The organism is Maribacter algae, from assembly GCF_047345745.1.
In the GTDB taxonomy this organism is placed as follows: Bacteria; Bacteroidota; Bacteroidia; order Flavobacteriales; family Flavobacteriaceae; genus Maribacter.
Map to the genome: position 1 here is coordinate 1,458,153 of NZ_JBLFES010000001.1, position 15,789 is coordinate 1,473,941.

Annotated in this window: 15 protein-coding genes; 6 read left to right on the forward strand and 9 right to left on the reverse strand. The window is 37.8% G+C overall.

Going from position 1 to position 15,789, the window contains the following annotated elements; translation table 11 throughout:
* Nucleotide 1: 1 nt before the first annotated feature.
* The 4 genes from ACKWBX_RS06480 to ACKWBX_RS06495 all read right to left on the reverse strand — a co-directional run bounded on the left by ACKWBX_RS06480 (nucleotide 2) and on the right by ACKWBX_RS06495 (nucleotide 3,658).
* Complete coding sequence (locus tag ACKWBX_RS06480; RefSeq protein ID WP_413967830.1) at nucleotides 2-1,315, reverse strand: carboxypeptidase-like regulatory domain-containing protein; 1,314 nt, start codon at nucleotides 1,313-1,315, stop codon at nucleotides 2-4.
* Nucleotides 1,316-1,517: 202 nt separating this feature from the next.
* Nucleotides 1,518-2,249 (reverse strand): 23S rRNA pseudouridine(2604) synthase RluF, encoded by a 732-nt coding sequence (gene rluF / locus ACKWBX_RS06485; protein ID WP_413967831.1) that lies wholly within the window; start codon nucleotides 2,247-2,249, stop codon nucleotides 1,518-1,520.
* Between the two features lie 25 nt (nucleotides 2,250-2,274).
* On the reverse strand, nucleotides 2,275-3,408 hold the full coding sequence (locus tag ACKWBX_RS06490; RefSeq protein WP_413967832.1) for a serine hydrolase: 1,134 nt from the start codon (nucleotides 3,406-3,408) through the stop codon (nucleotides 2,275-2,277).
* 10 nt (nucleotides 3,409-3,418) lie between these two features.
* The gene (locus tag ACKWBX_RS06495) at nucleotides 3,419-3,658 is read right to left on the reverse strand and encodes a hypothetical protein (protein ID WP_413967833.1); all 240 of its coding nucleotides are present in this window, start codon (nucleotides 3,656-3,658) and stop codon (nucleotides 3,419-3,421) included.
* Nucleotides 3,659-3,800: 142 nt separating this feature from the next.
* Between ACKWBX_RS06495 and ACKWBX_RS06500 the strand changes: the two genes are divergently transcribed.
* From ACKWBX_RS06500 to ACKWBX_RS06525, 6 genes are all read left to right on the forward strand, one after another.
* On the forward strand, nucleotides 3,801-4,673 hold the full coding sequence (locus ACKWBX_RS06500) for a peptidylprolyl isomerase (RefSeq protein ID WP_413967834.1): 873 nt from the start codon (nucleotides 3,801-3,803) through the stop codon (nucleotides 4,671-4,673).
* A complete protein-coding gene (locus ACKWBX_RS06505) occupies nucleotides 4,663-6,096 on the forward strand; it encodes a peptidylprolyl isomerase (protein WP_413967835.1) in 1,434 nt (477 codons plus the stop codon). Before ACKWBX_RS06500 ends, ACKWBX_RS06505 begins: the two co-directional genes overlap by 11 nt.
* 4 nt (nucleotides 6,097-6,100) lie before the next feature.
* Nucleotides 6,101-7,054: an AAA family ATPase gene (locus ACKWBX_RS06510; RefSeq protein WP_413967836.1), complete on the forward strand. Its 954-nt coding sequence runs from the start codon at nucleotides 6,101-6,103 to the stop codon at nucleotides 7,052-7,054.
* 176 nt (nucleotides 7,055-7,230) lie between these two features.
* Entirely contained in the window at nucleotides 7,231-9,504 is a 2,274-nt protein-coding gene (locus tag ACKWBX_RS06515) for an aconitate hydratase (protein ID WP_413967837.1), read from the forward strand.
* A 76-nt stretch (nucleotides 9,505-9,580) separates the two neighbouring features.
* On the forward strand, nucleotides 9,581-10,135 hold the full coding sequence (locus ACKWBX_RS06520; RefSeq protein WP_413967838.1) for a TlpA family protein disulfide reductase: 555 nt from the start codon (nucleotides 9,581-9,583) through the stop codon (nucleotides 10,133-10,135).
* Nucleotides 10,136-10,276: 141 nt separating this feature from the next.
* A complete protein-coding gene (locus ACKWBX_RS06525) occupies nucleotides 10,277-10,906 on the forward strand; it encodes a DUF3291 domain-containing protein (RefSeq protein ID WP_413967839.1) in 630 nt (209 codons plus the stop codon).
* A gap of 4 nt (nucleotides 10,907-10,910) precedes the next feature.
* Here ACKWBX_RS06525 and ACKWBX_RS06530 read toward each other — a convergent pair whose 3' ends face one another.
* Genes ACKWBX_RS06530 through ACKWBX_RS06550 form a run of 5 tightly spaced genes read right to left on the reverse strand, consistent with a single transcriptional unit; the run spans nucleotide 10,911 to nucleotide 15,771 of the window.
* Nucleotides 10,911-11,546 (reverse strand): carotenoid biosynthesis protein, encoded by a 636-nt coding sequence (locus tag ACKWBX_RS06530; RefSeq protein WP_413967840.1) that lies wholly within the window; start codon nucleotides 11,544-11,546, stop codon nucleotides 10,911-10,913.
* The gene (crtD, locus tag ACKWBX_RS06535) at nucleotides 11,547-13,022 is read right to left on the reverse strand and encodes a 1-hydroxycarotenoid 3,4-desaturase CrtD (RefSeq protein WP_413967841.1); all 1,476 of its coding nucleotides are present in this window, start codon (nucleotides 13,020-13,022) and stop codon (nucleotides 11,547-11,549) included.
* Nucleotides 13,023-13,469, reverse strand: coding sequence for a sterol desaturase family protein (locus ACKWBX_RS06540; RefSeq protein ID WP_413967842.1), 447 nt, complete (start codon nucleotides 13,467-13,469; stop codon nucleotides 13,023-13,025).
* Entirely contained in the window at nucleotides 13,470-14,309 is an 840-nt protein-coding gene (locus tag ACKWBX_RS06545) for a phytoene/squalene synthase family protein (protein WP_413967843.1), read from the reverse strand. It lies immediately after the preceding gene.
* 4 nt (nucleotides 14,310-14,313) lie between these two features.
* A complete protein-coding gene (locus tag ACKWBX_RS06550; protein WP_413967844.1) occupies nucleotides 14,314-15,771 on the reverse strand; it encodes a phytoene desaturase family protein in 1,458 nt (485 codons plus the stop codon).
* Between the last annotated feature and the right edge of the window lie 18 nt (nucleotides 15,772-15,789).

A 15,789-nucleotide genomic window follows, 5' to 3' on the forward strand; every position in this document is an offset into this window, starting at 1 on the left:
ACTATGGAGCAGAAGTACCGCTTGTGTTCCCTTTTGCCCTTCTTAATTGCCTTTGTATTTTCTTAATGGCCGATTCAATAGATTTTTCCGGCTCTATAATATTATATTCTCCCCAAAAATCTGGATCTGCAAAACCTATGGCTTCATCACTTAATATGATGGATGTCTTGATCCTTTCCTTGGATTTAGGAACGGTGTTGGTTAAATTCTTCTCCCAGTCCGTTATGGCCATTTCACAACTCATACTATAAACCGAATTGAACAGGCGTTTGTCCCAATCTACTTTGAACTCTAATAGTACGTTACTGTAGCCATAATACCATTTCCCGTCTTTTTCTCTATAATCTACCCTGTATGCCACTTCAGTTGGCCATACATCTGCATTTCTAGGTTTCTTTCTAACGTACATTTGCGCCGCTAGCCTTTTATCCGTGATGTTCAAGGAATAAATAGCACTCGTTAATATCTTGTTTTCGGCGTCAATATAAAGCTTGCCCTGAAACAAGGGGTCAATGATTCCTTGTTTTTGGCTAAAATTAACTACGTATATTAGTTTATTGTTCACACGCGTTGAACTGTCAAATGAAAAATCGTAATAACCAATGGACTCATCGGTAAATATATATTTTGGATATTTCACCATATCTACAAATAAAGCATTGAACGGACCTCCTTGTAATTTAAGGGCCAAAGTATCCAATTTGTCGTAATCTGTACTTTTTCTAGCCTTGTAAAGCTTTAGGGCATCTCTTTTATCTGAAGAGTACGGAGCTTTATAAATATTTACAACAGCCTCCGAAAGACTAACATTTTTTCTTCTTTTCTTGATTGTTTCCCTATAAAAAGCGGTCATTACGGTTGGGTCGTCAATATAGTTTTCACCACGCTTTTTGAGTGTTTCCCGGACTAAAGTTTCTGCATCTTTTGGTACACTTAAATCTACCTCCGTTAACTTCATGACAGATTCCGTCATAAATAGCTTGTTTTCTCCATCATCCAACTGTGAGAGCGGTAGGTTTAACGATTTATAACCTAAAAATGATACGATAATATTGGCATCCTCATTCTCATTGGGGACTTTCAGCAAAAATTCTCCTTCCGTGTTGGTTATGGTACTAACATTGGTACCTTCAACAGTTAGGGATGCAAACACCAATGGTTTTTTGGATTGCGCATCCATCACTTTACCTGAGTATTCTTTGAAATTTGCTTCTTGTGCTATGGTAAAATGAGAAAAAGCTACCATCATCAAGGCCGACAACAACAGTGACCAGACGAGGGATTTTTTATTAGGATGTATTCTTTTCTGTTCCATACGATAGGTTTTATGATTATAATTGATGACTTTTTATCTAAGTTAATGATTTTAAGATTTATAGACTGTTAATTTAACGAAATATAAAGAGTGTCTTTTTGTCATTTTATGATGCTTTTAAATATTTAGATGGAGTATGTGTCGTAAATTTTATAAAACCTTATAAAATAATGCGTTATTGGTAAAGCTTATATTTTCCACCCTAATTGTGCGTCTTGGATGAAGTATTGACCAAACGGTTGATTTCCTTGAGTTCGTCTGGACTGATGTCACGCCATTTCCCCACTGGAAGGTCCAAATGAATGTTCATGATACGGATGCGCTTTAATTTTTTTACATGATAATCAAAATGTTCGCACATTCTCCGTATTTGGCGGTTAAGGCCTTGGGTAAGTATAATTCTGAATTGATAATTACTCACTATTGATACTTCGCACTTGCGCGTAACAGTGTCTAGGATGGGAACACCGTTTCTCATTTTTCTAATGAACTCTTGAGTAATAGGTCTGTCTACCGTAACCAAATACTCCTTTTCGTGATTATTGCGAGCTCTCAAGATCTTATTGACAATATCCCCGTCATTGGTCAAAAAGATGAGTCCCTCACTGGCCTTGTCCAAACGTCCAATAGGGAAAATTCGTTTGGGATAGTTGATAAAGTCTATGATATTATCTTTTTCAACACCGGTGTCCGTAGTACAAACAATGCCAATAGGCTTGTTGAAAGCAATATATACAGGTTTTTCTTCTTTATTATGAATAAGCTGTCCATCTACATGAACGGTATCACCATCCTTGATTTTTGTTCCCATTTCCGGAACTTTCCCGTTGATGATTACCCTGCCTTGTTCTATAAGTTTATCCGCTTGTCTTCTGGAACAATAGCCTACCTCGCTCAAATATTTATTGATTCTTGTCTGTTTCGGTTCGCTCATAAAATTTTCTAGTAATCTTGTGCGATTATCTTTTTCTATCAATTTCCAATCTATATATTTCCCTGCCCAATTCTGCTAAAAAAGGTATTCCAACTTCATCATACTCATAGGCATCATCGTTAAAAATACCGTCTTTGTTCACAAGTATAGTTGCGGTGAGAAGAAAATCAACATCATTTTTCTCATCTTTTATGTATGCACAATCGGTCAAGGTACCATAGGCGAATCCTACTTTGTTATAGATTTTGATATGGTCGGGAATAGCTTCTTTGGTATCTCCAAAAAGAAAAAATTTACAATAGCCATCATAATATTCGGCTGCGTCATAACCTACATTTTTAGGTAAGGTATGCATGGCTTTTAAGAGATAGGAACGTTGTTTCTCGGATAGATTAAAACAATCTGATTCATCAAAATTTTCAGGAAATATGACTCTTTTTAATACCGAATGTTGTGAAGTAACGGGGTAATAATTTTTAAGGCTGAAGTCAAACGGTTCATTTACCAAATCCCCATCGGTATAGAAACCTCTGCCCTTTTTAATTTTATTCAATGCCAATGGTTCGGGGAACGTATTTATTGTTGGCAGGGTAGGAGTAGTGGTACTATCGTTAAGATAAATAATGAGTGGTTTGGTTTTTAGATCTTCTGTATGATACCCCAATCTGTGGGAAATGCGTACCGGTGCTATTCCTCTATTTTGTAGCCTGGAATTAATGTCATCTTGGCCTAAAAATTCGAATAGTCTATTATTGGCCGCATTATCGCTCACCGCGAATATCTGGGAAATATCTTTTGAAATAGTTGATTCTATAGAATCGCCTTCCACGTAATAACGTGTATTCAAATCAAGGGAATCTATTTCATGTAACTTTTCCAGGGCTACGACGGCAATAGGAAATTTTACGGTGCTGGCCGGGTAGAAATAGTTGTTGTCCTCTACCTGAAAATCATAATCCGTGAAGAGAACACTATCGTTCTGCCGATCGATTTTGGTATATCGTATCTGAACTTCATACCGATCTAAACTGTCCATAACCCTCTTTATTTTGGGATTCCCGGAGGTTAAGGCATTTTCCAACAAATTTTCATGCGACTTTTGGCTACAAGCCGTAAAAAGAAATAATAAGAAAAAGGTTATGAGATGCGCTTTGAACATAAAAACAATTTTAATCATTGTAGATCTCTCCCCGATGGGGTTTTAATGTATCCCTCACAGCAATCATATTTTCCTCTTCAACTACCATAAAAGCGATGCTGTACATTTCGTTGAGCTGTTGGAACCCCGTGATGCTTAGCTCAAGATTTTCCATCGCTATATATTCTTTAAGATGTTTTTCATGATGCTCTGCCGTTTTTAAAGCGGCCGGTCCCCTAAAGTCCCAAATGAGTTTTATTTTTCTATTCAATTACTGTTCTTATTTATAGAATTGATGTCGTCAACGAAAGTAACAAATTCCAAGAACTGCCCATAAATTTCTGTTAATGAAACTAGGGAGCATTTGCACAGGCTGTGGTAATTGTTATTTTTGCGGGATGTTTTTCTTTAAAATGTATTCAAAACAACATGCGTTTCCTTTTTTAGCGGTATGCATTACATTTTTGCTTTTTGCCTCCTGTAACAGGAATGATGCTAATCAAAATGCATTGGCTAGAGTAGGGAAAAACTATTTATATCTGGAAGATGTTGCCCCTTTGATAACGGAAGGAATGTCAAAAACGGATAGTGTTTCCTTTGTGACCAGTTATATAAACAATTGGGCTTCTGATCAGTTGTTGTTGTCAAAATCCAAGATAAACTTACCGGAGGACCGTTTAAAAACTTTTGATGCACTGGTTGAAGAATATAGAACGGATTTATATACGAGAGCCTATAAAGAAGCATTGATTGCGCAAGGGGCCGATTCTCTTATCTCTACCGCGCAATTGGAAGCGTTTTATGAAAAGGAAAAAGAGAATTTTAAACTGAAAGAGCGTATTGCACGATTACGTTTCATAGAGTTGCCCCAAAACTTTTTGAACAAAGATGAAGTAAGTTCGCGTTTGCGACGCTTTAAGAAAGATGATGTCAAGTGGTTGGATTCCATTGGGGTACAATTCAAAAAACTAAACTTTAACGATTCTATTTGGGTAAGGTCCTCTAGAATTTTTGAGGAAATTCCCCCTATCACGTTTGAGAACCAGGACCGCTACTTAAAAAAATCACAATTTTTTGAATTGGAGGATTCATTAGGGGTATATTTGGTTAAAATAGAGGAAGTAAAGCAACTTAACGATGTTGCTCCGTTCTCATTTATTACACCTACCATAAAACAAGTTCTGTTAAGCCGCAGAAAAATAAACTACCTGCGAAAATTAGAAACCGAAATTATAGATGAAGCAATTAAGGATAAAGAATTTGAAGTTTTTACAGATGAAAAATAGATTAGTATCACTTTTGGTTTTCATTGTATTTTGTGCTGTAGGGTTCGCTCAGGATACCATTCCGAACATACAGATAGAACCAACGGAGACTATAGCGGAAGCTAATGTCTTGAAAGGAAAATCTAATGATTTTAAAAGAGTCAAGCTAGATGGTATTGCCGCTGTGGTCGGGGATTATGTGATATTGGATTCTGACATAGAGAAAACACTTATCGATTTAAAAAGTCAAGGTGCGGATACGGACGATATTACGCATTGTGGTCTTTTGGGTAAATTGATGGAAGATCGGTTGTATGCCCACCAGGCCGTACAGGATAGTATTCTGGTTTCGGATGATGAAGTCAATGCCACCGGTGAGCGTCAGTTACAATCTTTGGTGCAACAAATTGGTTCCATGGAAAAAGTGCTCAAATATTATAAGAAACAAGATGAGCAGAGTTTTAGGGAAGAACTTTATAAAATTAACAAGCTACGCATGTTGTCCGAAAAAATGCAGCAAGATATTGTATCCGAGATTGAAATCACTCCAGAAGAAGTGCGGCAATTTTATAATAAAATTCCTGAAGACGAACGTCCTGTTTTTGGTGCGGAATTAGAAATTGCCCAAATTGTGAAAGAGCCTAAACCTACAGAGGCAGAGAAGCAAAAAGTCATTGATAAATTAAACCAGATCAAAGCAGATGTTGAAGATAATGATGCCAGTTTTAGTGTAAAAGCAATATTATATTCGCAGGATCCAGGTTCTAAATCAAAAGGTGGTTTTTACAGCATCACAAAAGATACTGGTTTTGACAAAACATTCAAGGATGTTGCTTTTAGTTTACGGGAGGGGGAAATTTCCGAACCTTTTGAAACGCCCTTTGGCTATCACATTATCTTTATCGAAAAAATTAGAGGTCAAGAGCTGGATTTAAGGCATATACTTGTGCAGCCCGAGATTTCTCAGAGTTCTTTGGACAAAGCAAAAACGGAATTGGATACCATCCGTAAACATATATTGGATGGGAAATATACGTTTGCCCAAGCCGCTTTAAATTTTTCAGACGAGAAAGAGACTAAATTTGATGGAGGTTTGCTTAGAAATCCGGTGAATTTTGATTCTAAGTTTGAGCTCACCAAAATGGACCCTAACTTATATAACCAAGTACAGAATTTAAAGGATAATGAAATGTCCTATCCCATATATGAGGACGACCCAAGAGGGGGAGGGCCAAAATATAAGCTACTTCAGGTAACCAATAGATATGATGAACATGAGGCCGATTTTGCCAGGGACTATGTAAAAATCCAAGAATTGGCAAAAACCGAAAAACAGTTCAATGCCATAAAGAAATGGATGGCAGAGCATATTGAGGATACATACATCAGTGTCACGGAAGCCAACAGGGATTGTAATTTCGCCAACAACTGGTTAAAGGAATAGGTATATGTCAGACGTTGCGGCGGTAAACCAGCTGGTCGAAAATCATTCGGCCTTAAAGAGAGAAATTGCTAAAGTCATTGTGGGTCAAGAAGCTGTTATTGAGCAGATTCTTTTATCAATTTACACGGGAGGGCATTCTTTGCTTATAGGCGTTCCGGGATTGGCAAAAACACTGATGGTAAACACCATTGCCCAAGCTTTGGGATTGGACTTTAAAAGAATCCAGTTCACCCCGGATTTAATGCCCAGTGATATTTTGGGCAGTGAGGTTTTAGACCAAAATCGTAATTTTAAATTTCTTAAAGGCCCTATATTCTCCAATATTATTTTGGCTGATGAAATCAATAGAACGCCGCCCAAGACACAGGCAGCTTTATTGGAAGCCATGCAGGAAAGAGCTGTGACCATTGCAGGACATCAACACAAGTTAGAGCTTCCCTATTTTGTATTGGCCACTCAGAATCCAATTGAACAAGAAGGAACTTATCCTCTTCCAGAAGCGCAATTAGACCGTTTTATGTTCGCCATAGAATTGAAATACCCTTCTATCGCCGAAGAAGTTCAAGTAGTGAAAAACACGACTACAACAGTCCAAGAAACCATAAAACCACTATTTAACGCTAAAGGAATTTTAGAAGTTCAGGATTTGGTACGCCGTATTCCCGTTCCGGATAATGTGGTAGAGTATGCGGTTAAGTTGGTGAATAGTACACGACCCAATCTAGACACCGCTACTGACTTTGTAAAGCAATATGTAGATTGGGGAGCCGGTCCACGGGCCTCACAAAATTTAATATTGGGGGCCAAGGCGAACGCCGCCGTTCGAGGAAAATATTCTCCTGATATAGAGGATGTCAAAGCAGTGGCCTACGGAATCCTAAGACATCGCATCATCAAAAACTATAAAGCGGAAGCTGAAGGTATCTCCGAGGAAGACATCATTTCCCAATTATGGTAGGCTTACTTCATCTTAAATAGTTCAATTTTTAGCTACGGAATTTATCAATTTCGCAAACGTTGTAATCAACTGTGTATTTTTCTCCAATAGCAAAGTAATCAAGCGGTAAAAATTTTATTTGCCCCTAGTATTTTCTTAATTTTACACAATTGCTTTAACCATAAAATAAATAACGAATGGCATTTGATATCGATATGATTAAAGGGGTTTACGCCAATATGGCGGAGCGGGTTGACAAAGCACGTGAAATTGTGGGAAAGCCACTTACCCTTTCGGAGAAAATTTTGTATTCCCATCTATGGGACGGTAATCCTACCAAAGCCTTTACCAGAGGTAAGGATTATGTAGATTTTGCACCAGATCGTATTGCTTGTCAAGATGCCACGGCCCAAATGGCCCTGCTTCAATTTATGCAGGCTGGCAAACCAAAAGTGGCCGTTCCGACAACGGTTCACTGTGATCACTTGATCCAAGCAAAAAATGGGGCCGAAGCGGATTTAAAGTTCGCGAATACTTCCAGTGCCGAAGTTTTTGATTTTTTAGAATCGGTCTCGAATAAATACGGGATTGGATTTTGGAAGCCAGGCGCGGGAATCATTCATCAAGTGGTTTTAGAGAATTACGCTTTTCCGGGCGGAATGATGATCGGTACGGATTCCCATACGGTGAATGCCGGTGGTTTGGGAATGGTAGCCATTGGTGTTGGTGGTGCGGACGCTGTTGATGTAATGGCCGGTATGGCATGGGAACTAAAATTCCCGAAGCTGATAGGTGTTAGGTTGACAGGGACAATAAGTGGGTGGACCGCTCCAAAGGACGTAATTTTAAAAGTAGCCGAAATACTTACTGTTAAAGGAGGTACGGGTGCTATCGTAGAATATTTTGGACCTGGTGCCAAGGCCTTGTCATGTACAGGAAAAGGAACCATTTGTAACATGGGAGCGGAAATAGGGGCAACTACCTCCACTTTTGGCTATGATGAGTCCATGGAGCGTTATTTAAGGGCTACGGATAGGGCCGATGTTGCAGATGCCGCCAATGAAATAAAAGAATATTTAACGGCAGATGCCGATGTATATGCAAATCCTGAGAATTATTTTGATCAGGTAATCGATATTGATTTATCTAAATTAGGACCTCTTTTAAACGGTCCGTTTACACCGGATCTTTCTACAAGTGTAGGTGATGAAATGACAGAGAAGGCAAATAGTAATGATTGGCCTATTCAAGTAGAGTGGGGATTGATCGGTTCCTGTACCAACTCTTCCTATGAGGATCTGTCAAGAGCTTCTTCCATAGCACAACAGGCCTTGGATAAAGGGCTTAAAATAAAAGCGGAATTGGGTATTAATCCAGGCTCGGAACAGGTACGCTTTACAGCGGAAAGAGATGGAATTTTGGAAACATTTGAGAAATTGGATGCCAAAATTTTCACCAATGCTTGTGGACCTTGTATTGGGCAATGGGCTAGGTATAGCGACCCTAAGAATGCTCCTAAAAATAGTATTGTCCACTCATTTAATAGAAATTTTGCCAAACGCGCGGACGGCAACCCAAATACACATGCCTTTGTAGCCTCTCCTGAAATCACAGCGGCTATCGCAATTGCTGGCCGATTGGATTTTAATCCGATTACGGATACATTGATTAACGAAGAAGGGCAGGAAGTTAAATTTGATGAACCCACAGGATGGGAATTGCCCCCAAAAGGTTTTGAAGTTGAGGATGCAGGATTTCTTGCTCCAATGGAAGACGGTTCAGGTGTTACCGTAGCGGTGAGCAAGGACTCCGAAAGATTACAATTATTGGAACCTTTTGTTCCGATCAAGGATGAAGAATTAATGGGCGCCAAGCTATTGATCAAAGCTTTCGGAAAATGTACTACGGACCATATCTCTATGGCCGGCCCATGGTTACGTTTTAGGGGACATTTGGACAATATTGCAAATAACACCCTGATCGGTGCGGTCAATGCTTTTAATAAAAAGACCAATTTTGTTAAAAACCAACTGACTGGAGAGTATGATGGAGTTCCGGATACTCAGCGGGCCTATAAAGCTAAAGGAATTAAATCCGTGGTAATCGGCGATCATAATTATGGAGAAGGCTCGTCAAGGGAACATGCGGCCATGCAACCAAGGCATTTGGGTGTTGCCGCGGTCATCGTAAAATCATTTGCTAGAATCCATGAGACCAATCTAAAAAAGCAAGGAATGCTCGGATTGACCTTTGCGAATGAAAATGATTATGATTTAATTCAGGAAGATGATACGTTCAATTTTATTGATATAGCAGATTTTGCTCCGGACAAGCCTTTGACGATTGAAATTGTTCATTCCGATGGTAGTAAGGACACAATTAAAGCGAATCACACCTACAATGCCGCCCAGATTGGTTGGTATAGAGAAGGTTCTGCTTTGAACGTGATAAAACGCGAAAACGCAGCATAATAATAAACTGAAATAGTTTAAAAAAACTCCCGATAATCTTCGGGAGTTTTTTAGTTTTGAGACTTTAGGACATTTAATGAAAAGACAGACCTTTTTTACACTTTTGATTATTGCCTTTGTGCTTTCCTTCTTTGTTACTCCCCTTGGCGATTTTAGTAAATTGATATTAAATAGAATATTTGCCACGGCACCAACCATTATTCAGCCGGATAACAGAGGTAAAATCGATTCCTACGATTGGCGATTAAAAGACGAAAAATGGAATTTTATTAGTTTTGAAAAGTCTAAAGGAAAAGTAGTCTTTATTACATTTTGGGCTTCTTGGCATTTGCCTTCCAAAGCACAATTGAAAGATGTTCAAGATTTATATGAACGTTATAAAGGCGGGATAGACTTTTATATTATAACAAATGAGGAACGCGCTCCTGTGGAACTCTTTATGGAAAAGCAAGGATATACTTTTCCGGTGACCTATCAAATTGTGGGTGATCCTAGTCCCATACAGTTGTTAGAACCGCCAGGTTCTTATATTTTAGATAAAAAAGGGGCAATTGTAGTTCATCAAAATGCTATAGCGGACTGGAACAATGATTCCGTGCATGAACTTTTGGATACTTTAACAAAGGAATAATCTTTTTTTTGGGGATTAGCCTTAACTTGAGTTTAAAGCACTGGGTAACCTTTTAGTGCTGCAAAGATTCAAATGTCCCAAATAACAACACTTACATTTTTTAGATACTCCGGCCTTTCATCAAAATTATGGGCTTTTTGGATGATGCAATTTTCACATCGTTCATTGAGTACCGTTCAAGGATTACAGCAATATAAACTTATGGGCAGTGGAAAAGATGGTTTTGATCCGTTCCCGGACTGGTCCGTTTATGGATTGCTTCAAATATGGGATAACGATAAATATGCTAATACCTTCTTCGCGAAATCTGATTTAATAAAGCTATGCTTGAAAAAGAGTTCTGAATCATGGACATTATATCTAAAAAATATAAAGTCCCATGGGGAATGGAACGGAAAAAATCCTTTTGAAAAAAGTGATTTCGTTGATTCCAATAACCCTTATATTGCTGTTATTACGCGCGCAACGATAAGAAGAAAGCATTTTTTTAAATTTTGGAGGTATGTGCCTACATCTCAACAGCCTCTGGCTAAAAATAAAGGACTCATCTATACAAAAGGAATAGGGGAGGTTCCGTTTTTACAAATGGCCACTTTTAGTCTTTGGCGTGATATGGAATCTTTAATGGATTTTGCCTATAACAGCGAAGAGCATAAAATTGCTATTCAAAAAACAAGGAAGTTGGATTGGTATAGAGAAGAATTATTTTCTAGATTTCAGCCCTATAAATCTGTAGGAACTTGGAACGGGAAAAATCCATTACCCTTGTAAACCACTATAAGAAAAAGACTAAAAAAAACAATATTTGCGCAAAATACAAATGCGTTCCATACATTTTGTTTCCTTCAATCTTTAGAATTCTAAGAATAACTTGAAATAAAAGCGCAATGATAAACCATGTGCCGTAATTTTCTAGAGGGGCAACCCCGCCGTTAAATTCCCAAAAATTAAAGATTGGCGCACTATGCTCCATAAAAAAGTCGAGTGTTACCATAAGAGATGCCGAAAGGAATACCTTCAACCAAATTTTCAAATCAAAATAATCTAAAATACCCGCGGTGATAAATGTCAATAGCGACCAATAGGCACCTATTAAATAGGGTACCCCGTCTAATTTGGGTCCAAAATTAATACCATAGCTATACTCTCCGAACAAGATACCATATTGTACGCCCAACCATTCGGCAAGCATTCCTCCCACGTAAAAAATACAAAAGACAATCCCTTTTTTTAAGGTGTTTATCGGATAGATAATCAAGAATAATAACAAGCAAATACTGAGGTTTAATGGTGTTTTTGCAATAAACCATTCTTGATTTCCTATTAAAATTCCTATAATGGCAGAAATATGGAAAAGCCAAACGATGCCTACCGCCATTTGGGTTTTGTATTTTGAGATATAGTCCGCCATCTATAGTAGTTTGGGTATAGGCGTTAAATCACTTACTATTTTTGCGGATAACAGACACAACGGTATACCGCCACCAGGATGTACGGAACCCCCACAGAAATAAAGATTTTTAATTTTGTTCGAAAAATTGGGATGTCTTAAAAAAGCGGCAAATTTATCATTACTAGCGGCACCGTAAAGTGCGCCACGGTAGGAGCTGGTGTTGTTCTCAATACTCACCGGGTCCAGAATGTGTTCTGTTGTGATAAGCGATTCCAAATCTATATTCAGTATCCTGTTTATTTTAGAAATTATAGAAGCTTTCGCTCTTTTTTTAAGTTTTTCCCAATCTTGACCATAATTTCCGGGTGCATTGATCATTACGAACCAATTTTCATGACCCTCGGGAGCATCATTATTTTCTTCCTTTTTTGTTATATTGATATAAATAGTTGGGTCTGGGTGAAGTTTTTTTTCTTCAAAAATAGCATTGAATTCTTTTGCGTAAGTCTCGCTAAAAAAAATATTGTGCAAATCCAATTCCGGAAATTCCCTGGATATGCCCCAATAAAAAATTAAGGCCGAGCTAGAACGTTCCTGTTGCAATACCTTTTTTGGATGTTTCTCCTTGGGCAATAGCTTTTTGTAGGTAGGATAAATATCCATGTTGGAAATAGTGATGTCCGCTTCATATTTGTTTTTGGTCGAGGTTACTCCGGTAGCTTTACCGTACTTCACATTAATTGAGGTAACCTTTTCATCAAAATTAAAATGAATACCTTTATCCAATGCCAGTTGATATAAACCCATACTTATGCTGTGCATTCCGCCTTTAGGGAAAAAAGTACCGTAATGCATTTCCAAATGCGGAATCATGGACATAATTCCCGGTGTCTTATAGGGAGAGGAACCATTGTATGTTGCATATCTATTGAAAAGCTGTACTAATTTGGGATTTTTGAACGTTTTTCTATGAATTGTATCAAGGGAGTCGTTTACATTCAATTTACCAACTTGTAAAAGTGCCTTTAAGGTTTTTTTGGATAGATAAGTGCTTATTTTATGAAGTGATTTTTCTAAAAAAAGTTCGGCAGTTAAATCATATTTGGACTTATTTTTTTTCAAATAAGCATTAATATTTTCTTCTGGTTCGTTAAAGGTTGTCGACGCATTTTTAACAAATACATTTTTGTCTGCCGAGGCACAAAATCGAGTGCCATCTTCCCAAAAATAATTACAGATTACTTTCTTTTTAGAGTACTCAAAATAGCGTTCAGGCTCAATACCATATAGTTCAATGAGTTCGGTAACCAAATGGGGCATGGTGAATAGGGAGGGACCCAAATCAAAACGATAACCATTAAGTTTTATAGCGTGAAGCTTACCTCCTGGATAGTTGTTGGCCTCCAATACCGTAACGGTGTATCCTTTTTTTCTTAAACGTAGAGCTGTTGCAATACCACCAACACCCGCTCCTATTACTAATGCTGTAGGCATTTATTTTTTGAAGTACTTAAAGGGAACAAATAACATCCCGAAACATTCGCCGTCTCCTTTACCAAGATGTTTGTGATGCATTTTGTGCGCCCTTCTAACACCTTTGGCATACCAGTGATTGGCGTTTCTAAAAAGTTTAAACCGTTGATGTATAAAAATGTCGTGTACCAAAAAATAGGCCAACCCATATGCCATGATACCAAAACCTATTGCATAAGCGTACCAATGCCCTTGACTACCAAAATAGAAGCAAGCCATACTGACAATAGCGTAAAATATAAAAAAAGCATCGTTACGTTCAAACCAGGAATCATGGTCTTTATGATGATGGTCTTTATGCAAGCTCCACAAAAAACCATGCATGATATATTTGTGCGTAAACCAAGCCATAAATTCCATTATACTAAAAGTGGCTAAAAATATGATTGCCCAAAGAACTATTCTCATTTATACCAATTGCAATTTGTAGTTAACATAAGATTTGGCCAAAAGTCCGAATTTTTGGTAATTAGGCACTCTTATTCTGGTATTTTTTATTTCTAAAGAAGGTGTCCGCTGTAATTTTTGAAGAAGTTTATAATAATACTTATAGGCCGTATATACTCCAAATTTGGCTTCTGAGGGTAAATTGATGATACCTTCGTAACCTAATTTAAAATCTGCCTTAATTTCATCTACAATTCGCTTTTTTGAAGCCTCATCTAACTGAATCAAATCCGTACCAGGAAAATAAGATCTGTTCAAATCTTCAAAATCCGCTTTTACATCCCTTAAAAAATTAACTTTTTGAAAAGCGGAACCAAGTGCCATAGCGGCATCTTTGAGCTCCTCATAAGAGGCCTCACTTCCTTTTACAAATACTTTTAAACACATTAATCCAACAACATCCGCAGAACCATAAATATATTCTTTGTATTCTGCATCGGTCTTGTAAATACTCTTGGTCAAATCCATTCGCATACTTTTCATGAAGGAATCCATCAAATGTCTTGGAATCGAATATTTATGGAATGTATGCTGAAAAGAATTGAGAATAGGATTTAAACTTATCTTATTGTAGATAGCTTCATCCAATTCCTTTTCAAACCGTTCGAATAAATCCTTTTTATCATAATCATGAAATGTGTCCACTATTTCATCGGCAAAGCGAACAAAACCATAAATGTTATAAATATCGCCACGAATGGATTCGTGAAGCATTTTAGTGGCCAGTGCAAAAGAGGTACTATAACTTTCCGTAACTATTTTGCTACACTGGTATGAGACATTGTCAAACGTAGTTTTCATGGTACTAATTATTATCGGCAATTAATTCTGATACCAATTTACCGGATATTAAAGAGGGCGGTACTCCAGGTCCCGGAACGGTAAGTTGACCTGTGAAAAAAAGATTTTTCACTTTTTTACTCTTCAACTTAGGCCTAAGAAACGCAGTTTGCGAAAGTGTGTTCGCCATTCCGTAGGCATTTCCTTTGTAGGAGTTATATCGTTCTATAAAATCATTGACACAGAAAGATTCCTTGAATATAATATTATTTATGATTTTTTGCCCGGTTTTGGACTCAAATCTGCTCATTATAATGTCAAAATATTGCTTGCGAAGTACGGGAGTATCCTCCAAATCCGGTGCTATCGGCACTAAGAAGAAGCCTGTTTCGCAATTATCCGGAGCCATAGAGTCATCTGTTATAGATGGAAAATTGGCATAGAAAAGTGGGTCTGAAGGCCATTGCGGAGTATCGTAAATCTCCTCTGCATGTCTTTCAAAATCGGTATCAAAAAAAAGATTATGATGCTCCACATTTTTTAGTTTTTTGTCAAAGCCTACATAGAACAATAACGAGGAGGGTGCAAAAGTCTTTTTGTTCCAATAATCCGGTGAGTGTTGTCTGTAATGTTCATCAAGTAGTGTCTCCGAATGTGCATAATCCGCACCGCTCAGTACCACATCTGAAGAAATAAGTTTCCCGTCGCAGAAGATGCCCTTACTTTTCCCATTGTTCACCATAATTTTCTCCACAGTTTTATTGGTATAAATGATTACACCAAGTTCTTCTGCCAGATTTTTCATGGCCTTGATAATTTCATACATACCACCTTTAGGATGCCAAGTACCCAAGCCGAAATCGGCGAAATTCATAAAACTATAAAAAGACGGAGTGTTGCAGGGTTTCGCACCCAAAAACAATACGGGGAATTCAAGTGTGGAGACTAATTTTGGGTTTTTAAAACGTTTTCTAACTTCTGAACTAATATTTCTGAAAAATTGGTCTACTTTAAATATGGTTTCTTTGGTAACCAATTCAAAAGGTGATATTCCTGGCCTTAGTACTACCTTATTAATAGCAATATCATAATTGACCTGCGCTTTTGAGATAAATTTTCGAAGTTCTTTTGAACTGCCCGGCTCGATTCTCTCAAACTCCTCACAAATTTTTTCCATGCTATCACCGATAGTGATCACATCATCAGAAAAGAAAATTTTGTAGGCGGGACTTAATTTGTCCAACTGATAGTAGTCCGATGTTTTTTTGCCGAAATCCTTAAAAAATTTATCAAAGATATCGGGCATCCAATACCAACTAGGCCCCATATCAAAAGTGAAACCGTCTTTAGAGAATTGTGCAGCCCTACCTCCTACGGTTGCATTTTTTTCGTATATGGAAACCTCATAACCAGCTTTGGCCAAATAGCAAGCGGCGGACAAAGATGAAAATCCAGACCCTATTACAATAACTTTTTTAGCCATTGGTTGTTAATTGGTTTG

Bases quoted from the DNA above. Each gene is read 5' to 3' on its own strand.
- ACKWBX_RS06480 (WP_413967830.1), bottom strand. From the start codon at position 1,315: ATGGAACAGAAAAGAATACATCCTAATAAAAAATCCCTCGTCTGGTCA.
- rluF (WP_413967831.1), bottom strand. From the start codon at position 2,249: ATGAGCGAACCGAAACAGACAAGAATCAATAAATATTTGAGCGAGGTA.
- ACKWBX_RS06490 (WP_413967832.1), bottom strand. From the start codon at position 3,408: ATGTTCAAAGCGCATCTCATAACCTTTTTCTTATTATTTCTTTTTACG.
- ACKWBX_RS06500 (WP_413967834.1), top strand. From the start codon at position 3,801: ATGTATTCAAAACAACATGCGTTTCCTTTTTTAGCGGTATGCATTACA.
- ACKWBX_RS06505 (WP_413967835.1), top strand. From the start codon at position 4,663: ATGAAAAATAGATTAGTATCACTTTTGGTTTTCATTGTATTTTGTGCT.
- ACKWBX_RS06510 (WP_413967836.1), top strand. From the start codon at position 6,101: ATGTCAGACGTTGCGGCGGTAAACCAGCTGGTCGAAAATCATTCGGCC.
- ACKWBX_RS06515 (WP_413967837.1), top strand. From the start codon at position 7,231: ATGGCATTTGATATCGATATGATTAAAGGGGTTTACGCCAATATGGCG.
- ACKWBX_RS06520 (WP_413967838.1), top strand. From the start codon at position 9,581: ATGAAAAGACAGACCTTTTTTACACTTTTGATTATTGCCTTTGTGCTT.
- ACKWBX_RS06525 (WP_413967839.1), top strand. From the start codon at position 10,277: ATGATGCAATTTTCACATCGTTCATTGAGTACCGTTCAAGGATTACAG.
- ACKWBX_RS06530 (WP_413967840.1), bottom strand. From the start codon at position 11,546: ATGGCGGACTATATCTCAAAATACAAAACCCAAATGGCGGTAGGCATC.
- crtD (WP_413967841.1), bottom strand. From the start codon at position 13,022: ATGCCTACAGCATTAGTAATAGGAGCGGGTGTTGGTGGTATTGCAACA.
- ACKWBX_RS06540 (WP_413967842.1), bottom strand. From the start codon at position 13,469: ATGAGAATAGTTCTTTGGGCAATCATATTTTTAGCCACTTTTAGTATA.
- ACKWBX_RS06545 (WP_413967843.1), bottom strand. From the start codon at position 14,309: ATGAAAACTACGTTTGACAATGTCTCATACCAGTGTAGCAAAATAGTT.
- ACKWBX_RS06550 (WP_413967844.1), bottom strand. From the start codon at position 15,771: ATGGCTAAAAAAGTTATTGTAATAGGGTCTGGATTTTCATCTTTGTCC.